Here is a 20,257-nt window from a genome sequence, read left to right on the forward strand (position 1 = left end):
AAATAGATTACAATGAAAATATTAAGTAAGCTATCGGCAATTGTTTGTTTGTGTTGGGTGGCTATATCATCATGTGAGTCTCCTGATTACGAAACAGGTCATATCGCTCAAGTTAGTGGTCTGACAAGTGTTACCATACAGGTGCCAGGTAATCCGGCTAAGTATAATGCTACTAAGGTCGGTCCTTATGCCGAAAATGAAGAAATCATAGTCAAGGTACCTACTACGGACGAGAATCCTTTAGATGTGACTCGTCTGGTATGTACAGTAATTGTTGAACATAATTGTTATGTGACTCCTGCTGTCGGCGGAGAAATGGATTTCACAGAACCTTATCCCATTACAGTTGTAGATGCATTGGGTAACGAGCATCACAATACGATTAGGGTAGTGCCTACTCCTCCGAAGACTAAGTATGCTAAGTTGTGGGGACAGAGTGGAGAAACAATGCAGGCTACTCATAATCCTACCGGGCTAGCTTTGTGGAAAGACTATTTAGCTGTACAAGTATATGATGGTAATATTAAATTATATAATCGTGAAACGGGAGCTTTTGTGAAGGATATTGAGTCTGCAAGTTCTTTTATGATGCGTGCTCGTACTGATGATGCAGGACATCTCTTGACTAATAGAGAAAATGTGTATAGTGCAGGTTTCATGGTTTATCTTTATTCTGAAGAAACACAAGAACATATTAATATCTTAAACTATACAGCGGATGATGGTTGTCCGGATGACTTGGGACATAACTTCAGTGTCAAGGGAGATGTTACCAAAGGTATTGCTTACATTTATGGTACCTGTCCAAACAAAATGGAAGTATATTATTGGAAATTGGTTGACGGACAGTTGGAGACTCCTGCTTCTAAACCCAATATACTCCGTTATGGTCCTGCTGGTGGCAATTGGACCTCTGCTCCGATGATTGAACGTGCTACTTTGGACGATGATTCTGATCACTATATTGCTGTTAATCGTCGTAGCGGTAATCCGGAAGAGCATCCAGAACTGATGAGTAAGTTCAGTATGTTTACCTCTTCATTTGAAGTTACTAGTTTGAATCAAGATAACCACTTCTATCGTATTTTAGGATTTGATGTATTCAATGTAGAAAACGATACATATTTGGCCTTGGTCGATGAATATGCTGATCCATGGTCGGGTGGTCCGTCTACATTGCGAGTATTTGATATTACGAATCCGGAACATATGGAATTAGGACCCAATGATGCAGGTTATGATAGGTTCTGTCTCTTCAAAGGTGAAGATACCCCTGGATATACGACCAATTATAGTGACTGGGGGGATGTAGCTACCAAGATTGAACCAACTGCTACAGGTTATGATATTTACATAGCTACAGGTTTAGTTGGTTCTTCGGCTGCTGAAGCTCATGTACGTGTCTACAAGATGACTTGGTATCGTCAATGACCTTTATTTAGTAAGTAGTCAATAGGCGGGAGCTCGTCTTTTCAAGTGGGCTCTGCCTATTGATTCTTTTAAAATAGATAATGATTTTGCTTTATTGCACCTATTTATAACCGATGAAAAAATGATGTGTAAGAAAATACTTTTTTGTTTGTGTGTGTTATTCAATGTTTATACGGTTTGGTCACAACAGAATAACTTAAAATTCAATCGTGACGGAAAATTTAAGGTGGTACAGTTCACCGATGTACATTATAAATACGATGATCAGGCAAATTCCCAAAGAGCTGTCGATTGTATAAATGAAGTCTTGGATGCAGAACATCCGGATTGTGTGGTTTTTACGGGCGATGTTGTTGTTTCTAACGAAGCTTTAAAAGGCTGGGACATTGTATTGGATTTGTGTATCCGTCGTAATATTCCATACGCTGTAGTTTTTGGTAATCATGATGATGAATATGATCGTACCCGTCAGGAGTTGTATGATTATATATCCAAAAAGAAAGGTTGTCTGATGCCGGAAGGTCTTGGCGTAGATAACTCGGATTATGTTTTGCAAATTAAATCTTCTAAAGAGAAGAACAAAGATGCAGCCTTATTCTATTGTATTGACTCACACTCTTATACAAAGATAAATTCTGTTCCGGGTTATGACTGGATTAAATTTAATCAGATAGCTTGGTATCGTGAGCAAAGTAAGAAGTTTACAGAAAACAATGACAGTACCCCCTTGCCTGCATTGGCTTTCTTCCATATTGCTATTCCTGAATTTAAAGATGCATTGATGGAAGATAAAAACCGCATGTTTGGTTGCAAGGCAGAAATGGTATGCTGTCCAACTACCAATTCCGGCTTTTTCACTTCTGTAAAAGAATGCGGTGATGTAATAGGTATTTTCGTCGGGCATGATCATAATAATGATTATGCAGTTACATATAAAGATGTCTTATTAGCTTATGGTCGTTACACGGGTGGCAATACAGTCTATAATGACTTGGCTTTTAATGGAGCTCGCATTATAGTACTACATGAGGGTGAGCGTAAGTTTGATACGTATATCCGGCTTGCCAATAATGAGATTGAGTCTGCTGTAACTTACCCAAGTAGTTTTTATTGATTTAAGTATTGCAAGCCTGCGAATATAGAATGATTATTTAGAGAACAAAAGCATAAAATAATAAATTATGAAATATATATTTTTAATTCTTTTCTCATTACTGTCGGTCTTCTACACACATGCAGATGAGCGAGTGGGATTGACGTTGATTCCTCCCGGGAAAATATCAAATAAAATTAATTTGGATATCCGGGGAGGAATTGTAAACCATGGTAATTCTTTACGGACCTATCGTGTATCTTTGTATTGGGGTAAGGAAAAAACATCCGCTTTACTGTGTGATACTACTTTGCAGATAGCTGCAGGACAGTCGGACATGGTTAAAATTGTACTTCCTATGCAAGATAAAGTCGGTAAGCATAAAGTTATTCTGAAGGTTTCTGACGGAAAACGAGTGTATCGGAAGGCTCAGCATGTAGAGGTTATCAATTTGGATACTCGTTCTATACAACAGATTTCCGGTGCATGGACGGGTATTTATCATTGGAGTGAAGAGGAAGGTAAGCACTGGAATCAAGATATCAAAAAGATGACCGATGACCATTGGAGAGAGATGATTCGTTCCATGCACAAGATTGAGATGGATATGGTGGTAATTCAGGAAGTATTTCGCCATCAAGCTTATATCGGAAGTTCTACTACCGTTGAGGATTATCCGGGGAAGGCTTTCTATCCTTCTAAATTATATCCCGGCCGTATGGACATTGCAGCTGAAGATCCTATCGAAGCCATTCTCTCGGAAGCGGATAAGCAAGGAATGCAAGTATTGATGGGGGTTGGTATGTTCGCTTGGTTCGACTTTACCCCCGAGTCCTTGGAATGGCACAAACGGGTTGCCAAAGAACTGTGGGATATGTATGGGCATCATGAGTCTTTTTATGCTTTCTATGTATCCGAAGAAAGTGGTGGGGGCCTAAATAACTGGGAACCAGATCCACAACGCAGTAAGGAAAGAAAAGTTGAAATAGTACATTTCTTCAAGGAATTTAAGGAGTTTTGTAGTGCTTTAGCTCCTGAGAAACCCATAATGCTTGCCACTAATAGTTTTGATGTCCCTGTTGGGATGGATACTTATCCGGAATTATTGAAATATCTGGATATTCTTTGTCCATTCGGCTTTGCACGTATGCCGGCAACCGATATAAGCGGCAAAGAGGCTGCCGATTTGTTGCAGAAGGTTTGCGATGAGGCGAATGCGCACTTGTGGTTCGATCTTGAGGCTTTTCTATTCAATCCGGACAATTCTTTGTATCCCCGTCCTATAGAGCAGATTATTCATGATTTGAATCTGTTTGACAATTTCGAGAAGATCCTTTGCTATCAGTTCCCCGGTGTTTTCAACGATCCGGAGATGTCTATCCGTGTGGGCGAAGCGCGTACAATCAACTTGTTCAATGGGTATATGAGATATTTGAAAGAACTGAAATATAGGAATAAAACACGTAAATAAAAAGAAAGTGATGAAGCGCTGTTATCTATACCTGTTTATCCTAATAGAGATGTGTTGCCTGTCGGAGCTTGCTGCTAAGAGTTGTGGCAAGGTTTTCAAAGGGAATGATCCGGCCGTGAGATATGTTGGCAGAACGCTGGTTTCCTCGGACGGGTCGGTATCTTTCGATTGGGTGGGCACCTATTGGGAGACTCGTTTTACGGGCGGAAGACTCTCTTTGATAGTCTCTGAAACCGGAACAAGCTACTACAATGTGTTTGTGGATGATGAACTGCACCGGGTTGTAAAGGTGTGCGGGACAGATACTCTAATTAATGTGGTGTCGGGGATAGATAAGCGTCTTCATAGCTTGAGGATGCAAAAACGTTCTGAGGGAGAGTTTGGAAAGACAACCATCCACCGATTTGTGCTCTCTGCTTCGGGACAGTTGCAGGCAAGTCCTACTGTGCGTACCCGTCATATTGAGTTTATCGGCAACTCGCTTACTTGTGGGTATGGGGTGGATGGTAGGCACCGTGATGAGCCTTTTGGGGTGGAAACGGAAAACTGTAATCATGCCTTTGCAGCCATGGTAGCCCGCTATTATGATGCCGATTATACGTTGGTTGCCCATTCGGGCAGAGGAGTAGCCCGTAACTACGGTGATTCGGTGAGGGTGTCGAAAGTAACGATGAAAGACCGAATGCTAAATACTCTTGATGAAGACCTTACTGTTAAATGGAATTTCACGGGCTATCGACCGGATTTGGTGGTTATAAATTTAGGCTCGAACGATTTTTCTACAGAACCGCATCCTTACAAGAGAGAGTTTGTAAAAGCTTATATGCAGATAATAGCACAGTTGCGCGAGCATTATGGGAATATTCCTATTCTCTGCCTTTATCCGGTTGCTATGCAGGCTCCGGTGTTCAGTTATTATGAAACAATAGTGTCTGAATTGAATGATCCGAAACTCTTTCTGCTGAGGCTGGATGAAGGACTTTATAACAGGACAACAGATTTGGGTGCAGCCTGGCATCCCGGATACAGTGGACATAGGAAAATGGCTATGTGGATAATTCCTTATATCTCGACCCTCATGGGGTGGGAATTGGCTGATAAAATTATTGAGTAAAACAGAAAAAAAGAACAAGAGATGAGAAGACGTGATTTTATAAGATATTTAGGCTTGGGAAGTGTGGCTGTGACCATACCCGAAGCTATGCATGCAGTTCCTGCTGCCGCCACCACATTGTGTTCGGACAAGAAGACCAAGCCTATTTCGGGCTCTTGGTTTGAATTTCAACATTCGGCAGCCGAAGGCGGGTATTGGAATGAAGCATTGGCCCATTTTACTGCCGACCAATGGCGCAGGAAGGTGTTTGAAATCCGTGAGGTCGGTATGGAGTATTTGGTTTTGATGGGAGTGGCTCGTGCCGGCAAACCCTTCTATCCTTCTAAAATTGCTCCTCGGATTCCAATGGGGTGTGATGACCCGCTGGAAGCTGTCCTTTCTGCGGCAGATGAATGTGGTATCAAATTTTTTGTCAGCAATGATTTTTGGGGCGATTTAGATGCTTACAACATGATGTTGGACAAGGGAGTACAGACAGTTCGTTTCCAGGCGATGGAAGAGATAGCTGAGAGGTACAGTCATCATGCGTGTTTTTATGGGTGGTATTTTCCGAATGAAGCCATGCTGCAACCTTATTTTGTGGATGCTTGTGTGAACTATGTCAATGAGACTGCGGCATTTGCCCAACGCCTGACGCCCAATTGTGTGAACCTGATAGCCCCTTATTTTATCAAGGAAGCCCGTTTTGATGATCATTTTGTTCGTCAGTTGGAGAAGATGAATATTGATATCATAGCCTATCAGGACGGGGTGGGAGTGAACCATACTTCATTGGAAGACTCGGCCAAGTTCTATGAAATATTGTATAAGGCGCATGAAAAAGCTTGCAGGGCTCGTTTGTGGGCAGATGTCGAATTGTTTTATTTTGAGGATGGAACCGGTGGTAATTTGCTTCCTGCTGATTTTGGCAAACGCATTATCAGGCAGCTGGAAGCTGTGTCCCCTTATGTGGATAAGGTGCTCTGCTATCAATATTTGGGCATTATGAACAAACCTGATACAGATATTGTGGCAGGGCATCCGGATTCTATAAAATTATATGAGCAATATACAGAATGGTATAATCATTATCAAAAGAAGTGTGAATGAAAAAAGTGTTTCTCTTGACTTTATTGGTTCTGTTTGGTACCTTTGAAGTAAAAGCTGCTTTTAAAAAGAACGAAAAGAGAATTTTGTCAGAGCAAGTGCTGAAGGATAAGGTGAAAGGTGCTTGGGCCGGGCAAACGTTAGGGTGCAGTTATGGTGGTCCCACCGAATTCAAATTCCTGGGAACTATTATTCAGGATTATATTCCCATTCCTTGGAATGAACACATGGTGAAAAAATGGTACGATAGCTTTCCGGGACTTTATGATGATGTCTATGTAGATTTGACATTTGTCGAAGTCTTTGAAAGATGCGGTTTGGATGCTCCGGTGGATTCGTTTGCCGTTGCCTTTAAGCGAACGGAATATCCCTTGTGGCATGCCAATCAGGTAGCGCGCTATAACCTGCTGCAAGGAATGAAAGCTCCTCAGAGCGGGCATTGGAAGAACAACCCTCATGCCCATTGTATCGATTTCCAGATTGAGGCTGATTTTGCCGGAATTATGTCGCCTGGGATGCCCAATCAAGCGGCTGAAATTTGCGATAAGGTAGGTCACATCATGTCTTATGGCGAAGGTTGGTACGGGGGGGTGTATGTTGCAGCCATGTATTCTTTGGCCTATGTCAGTGATGATATGGAGTATATTGTGGAAGAAGCCCTTAAAATCATACCGGAGGAAAGCGATTTTCACAAGTGCATGTCCGATGTCATTCGTTGGCACAAGAAATATCCCAATGACTGGAAGCGTACTTGGTTTGAACTGCAGAACAAGTGGAGCGAAGAAATCAGTTGTCCCGAAGGCATCCACAATTCTTTTAATATCGGTACGAAAATCAACGGGGCCTACATCCTTTTAGGATTGCTCTATGGAGAGGGTGATTTTACAAAAACCATTGATATCTCTACCCGTGCTGGGCAGGATTCTGACTGCAACCCGGCATCGGCAGCAGGTATATTGGGAACCATGATAGGTTACAGCAACATTCCCGAATACTGGAAAGGGACTTTGTATGAGGTGGAAGACCGGCCTTTTTCTCATACAGACATAAGTCTGAACAAGGCTTACGAAATGACTTATAAACATGCTTGTGATATGCTCCGGAAGCATGGAAATGCGAAAATAGGGAATGCTTTTGAAATCAAGCGGGAGGATATTCGTCCTGTTGCGTTGGAAGTGGCCTTTGAGGACCTGAAAGTTAGTGGCAAACTTACTGTTGAAAAATCGATAGATGAGGTGAATTCATTCACTTTCGTAGGCACAGGTCTGGTGGTGAAGGGGTACGTCGCAGGTGCTCTTCCGACAGACTATACGGCCGAAATGGAGGTGTATATAGATGGGAAATTGCATGAGACCACTGCTTTGCCTCAGGAACTCAATCACCGGAAGTGCGAGTTGTTCTTCTGCTACGACTGTCCGGTGGGTAAGCACGCAGTGACTTTTAAATGGAAAAATCCCGTGTCCGGCGGAAAGATATGGATTACCGAAATTATAACCTATACAACGAAATGACAGCCATGAAAAAAAGAATGATTCTGGCAACCTTGTCTTCTTTGTTGCTATGTATGGCAGCTTGCAGCAATAAGCAGCTCCCCACAAGCGAGGATATCTTGACAGAAGCTCGTGCTGTGAAGACATTGAACGCTTATGATGAGATGAATTGTGTGGTGTATGATATGAAGGTAACTCCTGCCTCGCCTAAAAGTTCGATAGACCGTTTTGTCAGTGATGACTGTGTAGAAGGTGCAGGAAGTTTTGAAATCAGATACTCTTTTTCCGGCAATTCTTCCGAAGCGGAATCGGTGTATATCCAGCAAAGTGGTGGAGACTACCGCAGTGATTTATCTTTTCATCCTCTGGGACTTTCCATTTGGGTGAAGGGTAATAAGAACAACAAGGGTACATTCCGTTTTATGATAATTCAAGATGCAGGCATGTTCACCCAGGGGACACTGCACGACAAAGGGCGCTGGCAATTCTTTGAATATGTGGACAAAGAGGTGTTGACTCAAGAAGAGTGGACTCGGGTGGTGATGCCATACGAAGCCTTTACTTTTGTCAAGGGACATGATATGGGGGATAATAAACTGATGCTGAACCGCTTTGAGGGGTATCGGATAGAAGTGACCAATGATGAGGGTGTAATGTGTACCGGTTCGTTCTGCATTGACAATCTGGAGCAGTTGACTTCTTATGCTCCCGAGTTCAAAGGGACTCCAAAGTTTTCCAGTGTGTTTATTCAATTGGACGGGGTATATGAAAACACCGATTGGGATAAGGAGTTTAAAGCAAGCCAAGAGGTGGGCATTGATACCTGGATTATACAGTATGCCGAGGGGTTCAATGACCGTGCAGAAGAAAAAACTTCTTTTTATGTTCCAACAAAACTTCCTTGGGTCACGAAACAATATGATATCATGAACCGGATGTTCGAGGCTGCCAAGCAGAATGGAATGAAGCTTATCGTAGGGCTTTATCCCGGTGATTATAGCAAAAAAGACACTGCAAGCCCCGAGCAATACGACTTCCTCGTAGAGCGGAACAAGCAGGTCTTTGATGAACTGTTTGCCCTTTGGGGAAATCATCCCTGCCTGGATGGTTGGTATATAACGGAAGAGTTTCACGATGGCTCCTATCCCGTGGGGTGGCAGCAAGAACCTTCACTCTCCATGCTGGCCAACTATTTGCAGACGGTGGCGGCTTATATAAAGTCGAAATCTCCCAAGGAAGTCTGCATCGCTCCTGCCTTGTGGCGTGGCATGCCGGCCGATCTTTGTGGGGAGTGGTTCGGTAAGATATTTGCCCAAACACCCGATATTGATGTTCTTTATCTTCAGGACATAGGCGGACGTTGTCTGGTGGACTTTGATGTGGATCTGCCCAATTGGTTTGCCGAAATAAAGAAAGCTTGCGATGCCAACGGAGTGATTTTCGGGGTAGACATCGAGTCGTTTAAGGAATGCTGGTGTCCGAAGATTACAATGCGTACCAAGCCTTGGTCAGAGTTGGAAGAACAATTAAGGGTTGCCGGAATGTTTACCGATCATATTACGAATTTCAGTTGGGCTACCTTTAAGCCGGGAACGGACACTTATGAAGGTTATAAGAGGTATATTGAAGGAAAATGACCTATTGCTGATGCAATAAAATAGCTCATTAGCGGAATTGGTAGTGTTTAATCAATAAAAAACAAATATTTTTTATGAATCAGTTCATCAAAGAAATACAAGAACAACCGGAAATGTTGGAACGTACTCTTGGCTATTATCATTCAAGAGAAGGAAAGGAGCGTTTGGATGCTGTCTGTACTCTGTGGACAACCGGTGACTATGACAAAATAGTACTTACCGGTATGGGAAGTTCTTATTTTGTATCGCAAGCTGCCGCGACCATGATGACCGCTTATAATATACCCGCTTTTGCTATCAATGCCGGGGAGCTATTGCATTTTCAGTCTTCAGTTCTGACAGAGCGCACTTTATTGGTTGCTATCTCACAGTCAGGCGAGAGCTATGAGGTGATTGAACTGCTTAAACAACTTGGTGAACGGCATCATTCACGGTTGACAGTGGTTGGGGTCACAAATGAGTCTGGAAGTTCTTTAGCGGCGATGGCTACTCTCAGTCTGCTATGTAAGGCTGGGAGGGAGGAAATGACATCTACGAAGACATTTATCACCACCTATCTGGTAGTGTATCTGCTTGCAGGAGCATTGGATGGTCGCAGGGTGGATAATGCTCTTTTAGATAGTGTCGTTCGGGAAGTCGGTCTTCAGCTTGAGAAAGGGGGGATTTATTTATCCCGTTCGGTCGCTTTTTTAAGTGGGCATCCGTTTGTTCAAGTGATAGGCAGGGGTACGGTTTTTGCAAGCGCTGCCCAAACCGCCCTGATGTTTATGGAGGCTACCAAGACTCCGGCTTCAGCTTTGTTGGGCGGTGAGTTTCGCCACGGCCCACTAGAGATGGTAGGCCCTGGCTTTATCTGTATCATTTATGCGCATTCACGGTCCGGTGTTTATCGGCAGAGCATCAGGCTTATGGCTGATGTTCTGTCTTTTAATGGTAAAGTGATCCTGGTGTCGGATATCTCCTCCGGCATTGAAAGTGTGAATTTGCTGGAAATCAATGTTCATTGCGGAGACCCTGATTTGTTTGCAATTCCGTCCATTGTTCCTGTTCAGCTGATAGTGAATGCTTGGGCGGAAGAAATGGAACTAGTGCCCGGCAGTTTTACACATGGTGCTAAAGTGACTTCAATAGAATAATGATGGGACGAAGAAAGGTAGCTATAGGAGTCGATATCGGAGGCACAAAGATCAGTGCGGGTATTGTTGGCGGAGAGGGATTGGTTTATGCTTCTCCCCGTACTATTGCAACTAATCCGAAAGAACCCGGCGAAGTAATTATTGCCAATTTGTTTTCTCTGTTGAAAAATATTCTGGCTGATGCTGCGGATTACGATATTCAGGGCATTGGTATCGGGTGTACCGGACCTCTCGATATAGATAAAGGTATACTGCTGGATGTTGAGAATCTTCCCACTTTGAACTATTTTCCGTTGAAAGACACCGTTGAACAAGCATTTCCGTTGCGGGTGATCCTTGATAATGATGCCAATGCGCTGATTTATGCAGAGGCATTATGGGGAGCGGGTCGGAATGCCGGTTCAGTCCTGGGTTTCACTTTAGGAACGGGGATAGGATGTGCTTGGATTAATGGAGGAAAAGTATGGCGTGGGCATTCCGGTTGTGCTGGAGAAGTATGGACATCACCTTATAAAGAAGGGATATTGGAAGATTATGTATCCGGCAATGCCGTCACCCGTCTTTATAAAGAATATACAAAGGAGGAGTTGCCGGCTTATCGTATAGCCGAACTGGCACGGTCCGGTGATAAAATGGCTTTGCAGGTATGGGATGCTTTTGCCCAGGCATTAGCTCATGCTTTGTCATGGACAGTGAATATTACCGATCCCGAAATTGTCATCATAGGTGGATCTGTTCTGAAATCTTCCGATTTATACTGGGACAAGGCAGAGTGGCTATTTCGTAAATTCATTTGTCGTTCAGCAGCCCGGCATACTACTTTGCTGCCTGCAGCCTTGGGAGACAATGCCGGATTTATTGGTGCGGCTGCATTAATATTAAAATAACAAGAAACTATGAGAAAACTCTTTTTTATACTGTTGATATGTAACATGTTGTTTGTCAATGCTCAATCTCTTGAACTGGAGAACTGGAAGATTATCAATTCTTCCGAGCTAAACGCCGGAGCTGCTGAGGTTTCGCAATTGTCTTATCCCACTGCCGGATGGTATCAGGCCACTGTGCCCACTACCGTGTTGAACGCTTTGGTGAAGGAAAACGTATATCCTGATCCGAGAATCGGCCTGAATAATTACCTGATTCCGGATGTGTCGGATGAATTTAATGCCCGGATGGATCTATCTAAATACAACTACCTGAAAAGTGGCCGTAATCCTTGGCAAGATCCATACTGGTATCGTACGGAAGTCGTTCTTCCCAAATCATATAAAGGCAAGAAGGTATGGCTGACCTTGAACGGCATCAACTACCGGGCAGATGTCTGGGTAAATGGTCGTCAGGTTGCTGATAAAAAAGATATTGTGGGTATGTTTCGTCGCTTTAAACTTGATATAACCGGATATGCCCGTGCCGGAGCCAACAATTGTATTGCGATAAAAATTTATCAGGTGGATCATCCGGGCGTCCCGACTCCCGGCACCCAGTTGAAAGTATTCGGTCCTGTACGCGGACATTCCTACGATATCTTTAAGGATGAGACATTGAAGATATCCGGTGGCTGGGATTGTGCTCCCGTGGTTCGCGACCGGAATATGGGTATCTACCAGAAAGTGATAGTGGAAGCCACGGACGAGGTGTTGATTGAAAATCCTTTTGTTATCACTACTTTACCAAAGTCCACTACCATGCCTATGAAGGTTGACACTGGGCTTGCAAAGGTCAATATTAAACTTGAAGTGAGGAATACTTCTGCAAAGCTTGTCGAGGGAAAGGTGAATGCTTGGATTACATTAATCAACGAAGTCAAATTTCCCACTTATACCAAGCATATGGAGGGATACCTCAAGCCAATCAAGCTGACGAAGAAAGTAGCCCTGCGTGCCGGTGAGAGAAAAGTAGTGGAACTGACCCCTGAGGACTTTCCTTCCTTGCTGATAGAAAACCCGTATTTGTGGTATCCGAATGGGTATGGCGAGCAATACTTGCATCACATGAAACTGTCTTTTAGCATCGGTGGAAAAGTGTCCGATACCAAAGAGTTTGATTTCGGAATCCGTGAGGTGGCAAGTGGACTGAACCGGGTGGGAGATGAATGTGGTCGTGTATATTATGTGAATGGCAAGCGGATATTCTGTAAGGGCGGTTGGATACAGCCGGACATCTTGTTGGAGGAATCTGAAAAACGTATCTATGATGAAGCCCGCTTGATGGCAGAGGCGAACATCAACCTGATTGGCAGTGAAGATATGCCGTCTCCTTCTGAAACCTGGTTTGAAAGTTTTGACAAATATGGCCTGATGTGGTGGCATGTTTTCTATCAATGTTTCCGTATGACTCCCGGAACTGAAACTGCTGACAATCCTCTGGATCATGGTCTGGCGGTGGCAGGAGTGGAAGATATGATGCTCCGCTATCGCAATCACCCTTCTATTATTTCATGGATAGGAGCCAATGAGGTCTTGATGAATGAAAGCTTGTACAAGCTGACCAAGGAGAAAGTGAAGAGTATCGATACTACGCGTGTTTATCTTCCGACTACCAGTTTTCATTGGGATGTAGACGCCTTGACTCCTTATCTGAAAGAAGATCTGCCAACAGGTACGACGGATGACGGTGCGCCCGACTATAATTGGGCGCCTTCTTCCTACTTCTTTGATAAAGTGCGTGAGGTCCATTTGCAGATGTTCCGCAATGAACTGGGGATGCCTTCCATGCCGACGTACAACAGCCTCCGGAAATTTATTCCTACCGCGGAGAGTACGGCTAATGTAAACAGCCCTATTTTCCCATTGGATAGCATTTGGGCTGAACATGGTGCTTGGGATGTAAGTAATTATTGCTATCGCTCTTATGACAATGCCATTCGCACAATGTTCGGTGATCCGAAGACGGCAAAAGAATATGCCGACAATGCCCAGTTTCTGAGTGCCGATGGTTATCGCGCTATGTTTGAAGCGGCTAATCACCGGATGTGGGATATTACTTCCGGTGTGATGATTTGGAAGATTAATTCTTGCTGGCCCGATGTGTGCTGGCAGATATACGACTGGTATCTGGCTCCCAATGCTTCTTATTATTTTGCAAAAAAAGCTATGGAACCGGTGCACGTACAGTTGAATGCGAATGATTTCAGGGTTTCTGTGATTAATGCCTCCCATCAGACACTGCAAGACGTGAAAGTGACGGCTAAAGTTATCAACAATGACATGGAAGTGGCTTGGGAGGACTCCCAGCGGATAACTGTTTCTCCCGATTGCTATCAGGAGATTGTTACGGTGCCCCGGTGTGGAAAATACTCTTATAATTACTTTGTGAAGCTGGAGCTGCATGATAAATACGGTAAACTTCTGTCCGAGAACCTATATTGGTTCTATTCCCAGCATATGGATTTCTTTTGGTTCACTTCTATGGAGAAACCGGAATTGAAGGAGGAGGTTGAAGTTACCAAAGAGGAAGGGGAATATGTCTTTTCTATTTGTTTGAAGAACGAATCGGATCGTTTGTCCCATTTCAATCATCTGACTTTGCTGGACGTCCGGGGTAAGGAGATTAATCCGGTATTCTGGAGTGACAATTTTATTACGCTCTTTCCGGGAGATGAAAAGGTAATAACGGCTCGTGTGGCAGTATCCGATGCCGGAGATACACCTCCTGTGTTCTTCCGGGCACGATGATGAATAGATTGAATTTATTTATAATATAGTGTTATGAAAAAAATTATAGTGATTGGCAGTTCCAATGTGGACATGGTGGTGAGAACTTCTCATCTGCCTGCTCCCGGTGAGACGATTCTGGGAGGGGAATTCTTTATGAACCAGGGTGGAAAAGGAGCAAATCAGGCTGTTGCAATAAAGAGATTGGGCGGCAATCTGATATTTATGGCAAAATTGGGGAATGATGTATTAGGTCGGCAATCTGTCGGTTATTTTAAAAAGGAAGGAATTGATACAAGATATATTGCTCTCGATGAAGATTCTGCTTCCGGAGTAGCTCTGATCAGCGTGGACGATCATGCGGAGAATAGTATTGTAGTGGCATCCGGTGCCAACATGTTGTTGAACGAACAAGATGTGGATAAAATGTTGGAGGAAATGTGTGAGGGAGATATCCTCTTGATGCAATTGGAAATTCCGCTTCAAACAGTGGAGTATGCTGCCAGAAAGGCTTTCGGGAAAGGAGTGAAGGTGGTGCTGAATCCGGCTCCTGCCCGCAGTCTTCCCAAAGAATTGTTCCGGCATCTGTACATGGTCACTCCGAACCGCATCGAGGCGGAGATGCTTACGGGCATAAAGATTGCCAATGATGCCGATGTTGAGAAAGTGGCGGAAGAGATTTGCGCGATGGGGGTAAAGAATGTAATTATCACTTTGGGTTCGAAAGGATGTCTTATAAGGGAAGAGGGCGTTTCTTATCGTATAGATGCTTTCAAAGTGGCGCCTGTTGACACTACAGCTGCCGGAGATACGTTTAATGGGGCTTTGTGCGTAGGATTGTCAGAGGGCATGGACTTGAAACAAGCTGCTGTGATGGCTTCAAAAGCTTCATCCATAGCTGTAACCAGAATGGGAGCCCAGTCTTCTATTCCTTACCGTGAAGAGTTGTAATCATTAAAAACAATATTAAATATCACGATTATGTTTATAGTTGAAAGTTACGGATTGGCGGTAGCGTTGTGCTGGGTCACGATGTTATGCTGGGGATCATGGGGAAATACTCAAAAATTGTCAGCCCAAACATGGCGCTATGAATTGTTCTATTGGGATTATGTGATTGGTATACTTCTTTTTTCTTTGGTTTGGGGCTTGACACTGGGCAGCATTGGAGAAGGGGGACGCGGATTTATGCAGGACTTGCAGCAAGTTGGTATGGAGAATTTTTGGAGCGCTTTTCTGGGTGGCGTCATATTCAATGCCTCGAATATATTGTTGTCGGCTTCCATGTCGTTGGCTGGTATGTCGGTTGCTTTCCCGATAGGGGTGGGGTTGGCGTTGGTATTAGGCGTATTTGTCAATTACTTTAGTGTACCGAAGGGGGATCCTGTCACTCTTTTTGGGGGTGTCTTCTTGATTGTGTTGGCCATTGTTTTTAATGGGATTGCTTCCAGTAAAGTTTCTGAAGTATCAGGTCAGACTGTCCGAAAAAGAGGAGTTCTGATTGCTGTCTGCGCTGGTATTCTGATGGCGTTTTTCTATCGTTTTGTCGCCGCTGCTATGGATTTGGAAAATCTGGAATCGCCTGCTGTTGGTATGATGACTCCGTATTCTGCCTTGTTTGTGTTTGCAATAGGTATCTTTATCAGTAACTTTCTATTCAACTCTTTGTTAATGAGGAAACCTTTTACGGGGGTGCCTGTGGCTTACAGTCAATACTTCAAAGGAAATATGAATACTCATTTGGTTGGTATTTTGGGGGGTGCCATTTGGGCGTTGGGAACAGCGTGCAGTTATATTGCTGCCGGAACAGCCGGTGCTGCCATTTCCTATGGGTTGGGACAAGGGGCTACGATGGTTGCCGCATTATGGGGGGTGTTTATTTGGAAGGAATTCAAAGGGGCTTCTAAATCTACTAATCTATTGATTGCCTTGATGTTTATTCTCTTTATTTTAGGTTTGGCGTTAATTATTACGTCCGGTGGCAATTGATCTTTTATTAATTAAAAAAATGTGTATATTATGAAGAGGATTTTTCTGCCAATCCTATTGGGGGTACTGATGATATCAGCCGTACTGCCGTCGGCAGTAGTTTTTGCTGGCAATGATGTTCCTGGCCGACAGAGAAAACAGAAGGTGAAGGAATCTGTTTTGAGGGTGAAGCCCATTACTGGTACTTGGATAAATCTGGCATATAAGGATGTACGTAATAGATATACCAATCCGCAGAGTTTTGATAATACGGATCCGGAATTATGGAAAGCTAAAGTGCGGGAACTGTCAGCTATGGGCATTGAATATCTGGTATTCATGGAAGTTGCCAATGAGGGTAAGGCTTATTATCCCTCTCAATTAATGCCCTGGTGGTATGATAAAGATAAACAGAGTCCTGTGGAAGCCATTCTTGATGAGGCTGCCCGATATGACATGAAGGTTTTTATGAGTACTGGATGGGCAAAAGACCAGGATGATAATTTGCAGGATCCTGCTATCAAACAACGCCAATTGCAAATTATGGAGGAACTGGCCGTCTTTTATAAAAATCATAAAGCCTTTTATGGCTGGTATTTGCCGGTAGAGGATTGTCTTTGCCCCATTTTTGCAGAACATGCTGTACAATCGGTTAATGCATTGACCAAAAAGGCAAAAGCATTGACTCCGGATAAGAAGACACTGATTTCTCCTTATGGTATCGGACTGTCTGATTTTGATAATCCGGAGTATGAGAAACAATTGGCAAAGCTGAAAGTCGACATCATAGCCTATCAGGACGAAGTGGGCTGTGTACGCGATAAATTCATGTTGCCTCGCTTAAAGAAGACTTGGAAACGGTTGAGAGACATCCACAACCGTCTGAATATTGAGATGTGGGCCAATTGTGAGACTTTCACTTGGGAACAGGGAACCAACGACCGTTCTTCGGCCTTGATTCCTGCCGCTTATCCGCGTCTTTTATCTCAACAAGTGGCTGCTTCTGTGGCAGGGGTTGACAGGATTATCTCATTTATGGTTTGTGGAATCATAGAAAGCCCCACGTCAACTTATCAGTTGGGGCAACCGGTGTGGTCACATAAAGTATACAATGACTATATGGCCTGGAAAAGGCGGATTGGCTGCTGGCAATTGGCCGAAGCTGCCTTTATGGAGAGATTGGCTAACGGGGCTACCATTGACATGGTGTTGGGAAAAGCGGATTTGAAGGCATTGCTTGATGGCAGGGTTGCCGAGGAAGACAGTAAAGATGCCCGTTGGGTGAAATTCGAGAAAGGTTATCATGAGCTTGTGGTAGATTTGCAGAAAAAGACCAGACTACGGAAAGTCATGCTTCGTATGCTGGACTATAATTTAGATGGAATAGGTATGCCGCTGAAAGTTTATCTGTTCACTTCGTTGGATGGAAAAGAATATAGATTAGCTTCTATCAAGGATACTCCCCATTTCCCGAACAATCGGCATGATGCATGGATTGAAAACTTGTTATTTGATCAATTGGATGAAAGCATCCGTTATATGAAGGTGGCTTTCGAAGCTTCGCAACAAGTGTATATGGATGAGTTGTTTGTTAATCCGGTGATAAAATAAAGACCAGTTGAGATGAGAGTGAGTTTGTGTTTATTAACGGTGTGGCTGTTTCTTGCTTGTGTAGGCCGCGGGGAAATTGCACCAATTCCTTCTTGGTCAAAATCGATGGCAAAGGAGAAATATATCCTAACCCCCAAAGCACCTGAGGTTCCACAGATTAATAGTCTATGGTGCAGCTTTGGAAATACAGAAAAAGTCTCTGTTCGTGATTTGTGGCATCAAAAGGATTTAGGGGAGTATAAAGGGGGATTTTGGACACAAGTCCCTTATCATGGAGTTACTTTTGTAAAAAAAATCACTCTTGTAGAGTGAACTGAAACTTTAAAATAAATAGTATGGAATTTGCTTTGGATAGATGGATTACCAAGCATAATGCTTGGATTGATGTTTTTGGACCAAACTACATGAGGTGGATATTTCGTGATGTGAAAATGACTATTTTGTTTTTGGGGCAGTTTCTCTTTGGTAAAGTGTTGCAGGTGTTTAAGGCAGGTGTGTTATTGGGAGCAGTGTCTTGCATACTATTTGTGCCAGGGCTAAAGGCAGAAAATTCTAGGCCATTTGTGATACCGGCATTACAGGAGTGGAAAGGCGGGGATGGCTATTGGCGCTCATCGTGTCGGTTGGTGTTGGACCCCCGCTATGCAGCAGAACTCAATCCGGTGGCAAACACATTTGCCGAAGATTTAGCAGTGATGTTTGGCAGGAAATATAAGGTGGCGGAAGGCGTTTCTGCCTGCTCGGGAGATATTTTTTTGACTTTGGCTGGAAAAGAAACAGAAGAGAATCGGGAGAAGTATTATTTGGATGTGTCTGATCGGATGGTGTTGACGGGTGCAACGACGCAGGCAGTGTTTTGGGGAACTCGGACCATTCTTCAAATGATGGAACAGTATGATGGGGCGGTGCCGCAGGGAGTGGCTGTAGATTGGCCCAATTATCCTAAGCGTGGATTTATGTTGGATGTAGGACGTAAATTTGTCCCCATTGGCTTTTTGAGGGATTATGTGAAGATAATGTCCTATTATAAAATGAATTGTTTCCAGATTCATTTGAATGACAACGGCTTTAAAAAGTTCTATGGCAATGACTGGTCGCAAACACCCGCGGCTTTCCGATTAGAAAGTACCGTGTTTCCGGGATTGGCCACGGAGGGGGCTCATTATTCAAAAAAAGAATTTGTTGAACTTCAGATGTTAGCCGAGCAGTATGGAGTGACTGTCTTGCCGGAAATAGATGTGCCTGCGCATTCATTGGCCTTTACGCGCTATAAGCCGGAAATTGCTAGTAAGGAGTACGGAGAGGATCACCTGGATTTGTTTAATCCGGAGACTTATTTGTTCTTGGACAGCTTGTTTGCAGAGTATTTAGGTGGAGAAAATCCGGTGTTTAGGGGTAAAGAAGTGCATATTGGTACAGATGAATACGATAATTCGGATCCTAATGTTGTTGAAAAGTTTCGCTTTTTTACTGATTATTACATTAAATATGTGGAGGGTTTTGGGAAGAAAGCGGTGGCATGGGGTGCATTGACGCATGCCAGAGGAGATCTTCCTGTGAAGTCTGACGAGGTACTATTGGACATTTGGTACAATGGTTATGCCGATCCCTTTGAAATGGCCGAATTGGGATTTGGATTGGTGAATGTGGCATGTAGCCAATTGTACATAATACCATTGACGGCACTCTATTACCACGATTACCTGAATATAGAGTGGATTTTTAATAACTGGGAACCCTATATGTTTGATGATAGAATATTTAGTCGGAATGATAGGCGTGTGAAAGGGGGAATGTTTGCCGTATGGAATGATTACATTGGAAATGGGATTACTTTCAAGGACATTCATCATCGTGCGTATCCTGCTATGCAGACATTAAGCTTGAAAATGTGGACCGGTGCTGTGGATGATTTGTCTTTCGCACGGTTTGATTCTTGCCGTCGTGCTTTGTCGGAAGCTCCGGGAGTGAATATTGGAGCAAAGGTAAAAACGATGGATGGGAAAGTGCTTCAAGTCTCGAAGTTGAAAAGGAATCAAAAGCTTTTGATAGAAGAAATAGGGTATGATTATGAAGTGGCTTTTGATTTCACTGCAAAATCCGCAGATAAGGGCAGTGTGCTTTTTAAATCTTCCAATGCCATTTTGTATCAGAGTAGCCCAAAGTCTGGAAAATTGGCATTCTGGTCAGATGGTTATTTAAATGAGTTTGATTATATGTTTCCTATCGGTCAACGGGTACAAATTGTGATTAAAGGTGACCATACCTCTACAAGTTTATACATTGATGGAAAACTACATCAGACTTTGGATAAAAAGATACTTTATAAAATTGGCGAGGAGGTGGTGTACTACCAGTCCACTCTTGTTTTCCCATTAGCTTTTACTGGAAATTTTAGTGGGCAATTGTTAAATTTGAAAGTACTGCAAAAGTAATTCGAGTTCATGTTACAAGGATCCATTTTAGGTTATTCTTTGCCTTTAATTTGTTGTAAGAATTCATTGGTGGACACTAATGCTTTTTCATCTTTGAAGCATGTGGAAGTTGAAAAAGGATAGTGATAATTC

At 43.3% G+C, this 20,257-nt stretch carries 15 protein-coding genes; all 15 read left to right on the forward strand.

Going from position 1 to position 20,257, the window contains the following annotated elements; genetic code table 11:
* The first annotated feature begins 12 nt into the window (after positions 1-12).
* The 15 genes from HUX74_RS09940 to HUX74_RS10010 all read left to right on the forward strand — a co-directional run bounded on the left by HUX74_RS09940 (position 13) and on the right by HUX74_RS10010 (position 20,125).
* Positions 13-1,431 carry a DUF5018 domain-containing protein gene (locus HUX74_RS09940; RefSeq protein ID WP_131225609.1) on the forward strand — a complete coding sequence of 473 codons (1,419 nt, stop codon included), beginning with the start codon at positions 13-15 and terminating at the stop codon, positions 1,429-1,431.
* A gap of 121 nt (positions 1,432-1,552) precedes the next feature.
* Complete coding sequence (locus HUX74_RS09945) at positions 1,553-2,545, forward strand: metallophosphoesterase family protein (RefSeq protein ID WP_131225608.1); 993 nt, start codon at positions 1,553-1,555, stop codon at positions 2,543-2,545.
* A gap of 67 nt (positions 2,546-2,612) precedes the next feature.
* Positions 2,613-3,995, forward strand: a complete 1,383-nt coding sequence (locus HUX74_RS09950) for a DUF4434 domain-containing protein (protein ID WP_131225607.1) — start codon at positions 2,613-2,615, stop codon at positions 3,993-3,995.
* Positions 3,996-4,005: 10 nt separating this feature from the next.
* On the forward strand, positions 4,006-5,109 hold the full coding sequence (locus tag HUX74_RS09955) for an SGNH/GDSL hydrolase family protein (RefSeq protein ID WP_035447306.1): 1,104 nt from the start codon (positions 4,006-4,008) through the stop codon (positions 5,107-5,109).
* Between the two features lie 21 nt (positions 5,110-5,130).
* Positions 5,131-6,198: a DUF4434 domain-containing protein gene (locus HUX74_RS09960; RefSeq protein ID WP_035447304.1), complete on the forward strand. Its 1,068-nt coding sequence runs from the start codon at positions 5,131-5,133 to the stop codon at positions 6,196-6,198.
* Entirely contained in the window at positions 6,195-7,706 is a 1,512-nt protein-coding gene (locus HUX74_RS09965) for an ADP-ribosylglycohydrolase family protein (RefSeq protein ID WP_131225606.1), read from the forward strand. The genes HUX74_RS09960 and HUX74_RS09965 overlap by 4 nt, the downstream gene beginning before the upstream one ends.
* A gap of 5 nt (positions 7,707-7,711) precedes the next feature.
* Positions 7,712-9,322: a DUF4434 domain-containing protein gene (locus HUX74_RS09970; RefSeq protein WP_035447789.1), complete on the forward strand. Its 1,611-nt coding sequence runs from the start codon at positions 7,712-7,714 to the stop codon at positions 9,320-9,322.
* A gap of 74 nt (positions 9,323-9,396) precedes the next feature.
* Complete coding sequence (locus HUX74_RS09975) at positions 9,397-10,458, forward strand: SIS domain-containing protein (RefSeq protein ID WP_035447300.1); 1,062 nt, start codon at positions 9,397-9,399, stop codon at positions 10,456-10,458.
* Positions 10,458-11,345 (forward strand): ROK family protein, encoded by an 888-nt coding sequence (locus HUX74_RS09980; protein ID WP_229034790.1) that lies wholly within the window; start codon positions 10,458-10,460, stop codon positions 11,343-11,345. Before HUX74_RS09975 ends, HUX74_RS09980 begins: the two co-directional genes overlap by 1 nt.
* Positions 11,346-11,354: 9 nt before the next feature.
* Entirely contained in the window at positions 11,355-14,132 is a 2,778-nt protein-coding gene (locus tag HUX74_RS09985; protein WP_174646599.1) for a sugar-binding domain-containing protein, read from the forward strand.
* Positions 14,133-14,165: 33 nt separating this feature from the next.
* Positions 14,166-15,062 carry a ribokinase gene (gene rbsK / locus HUX74_RS09990; protein ID WP_174646600.1) on the forward strand — a complete coding sequence of 299 codons (897 nt, stop codon included), beginning with the start codon at positions 14,166-14,168 and terminating at the stop codon, positions 15,060-15,062.
* A 30-nt stretch (positions 15,063-15,092) separates the two neighbouring features.
* Positions 15,093-16,100 (forward strand): GRP family sugar transporter, encoded by a 1,008-nt coding sequence (locus HUX74_RS09995; protein WP_057281451.1) that lies wholly within the window; start codon positions 15,093-15,095, stop codon positions 16,098-16,100.
* A gap of 30 nt (positions 16,101-16,130) precedes the next feature.
* Positions 16,131-17,690, forward strand: coding sequence for a DUF4434 domain-containing protein (locus tag HUX74_RS10000; protein WP_057281450.1), 1,560 nt, complete (start codon positions 16,131-16,133; stop codon positions 17,688-17,690).
* A gap of 12 nt (positions 17,691-17,702) precedes the next feature.
* Complete coding sequence (locus tag HUX74_RS20755) at positions 17,703-18,002, forward strand: hypothetical protein (protein WP_254592855.1); 300 nt, start codon at positions 17,703-17,705, stop codon at positions 18,000-18,002.
* A 23-nt stretch (positions 18,003-18,025) separates the two neighbouring features.
* Positions 18,026-20,125 (forward strand): family 20 glycosylhydrolase, encoded by a 2,100-nt coding sequence (locus tag HUX74_RS10010; protein ID WP_229034792.1) that lies wholly within the window; start codon positions 18,026-18,028, stop codon positions 20,123-20,125.
* Positions 20,126-20,257: the final 132 nt, after the last annotated feature.

This window comes from Bacteroides sp. Marseille-P8574 (assembly GCF_902825465.1).
Lineage (GTDB): Bacteria > Bacteroidota > Bacteroidia > Bacteroidales > Bacteroidaceae > Bacteroides > Bacteroides uniformis.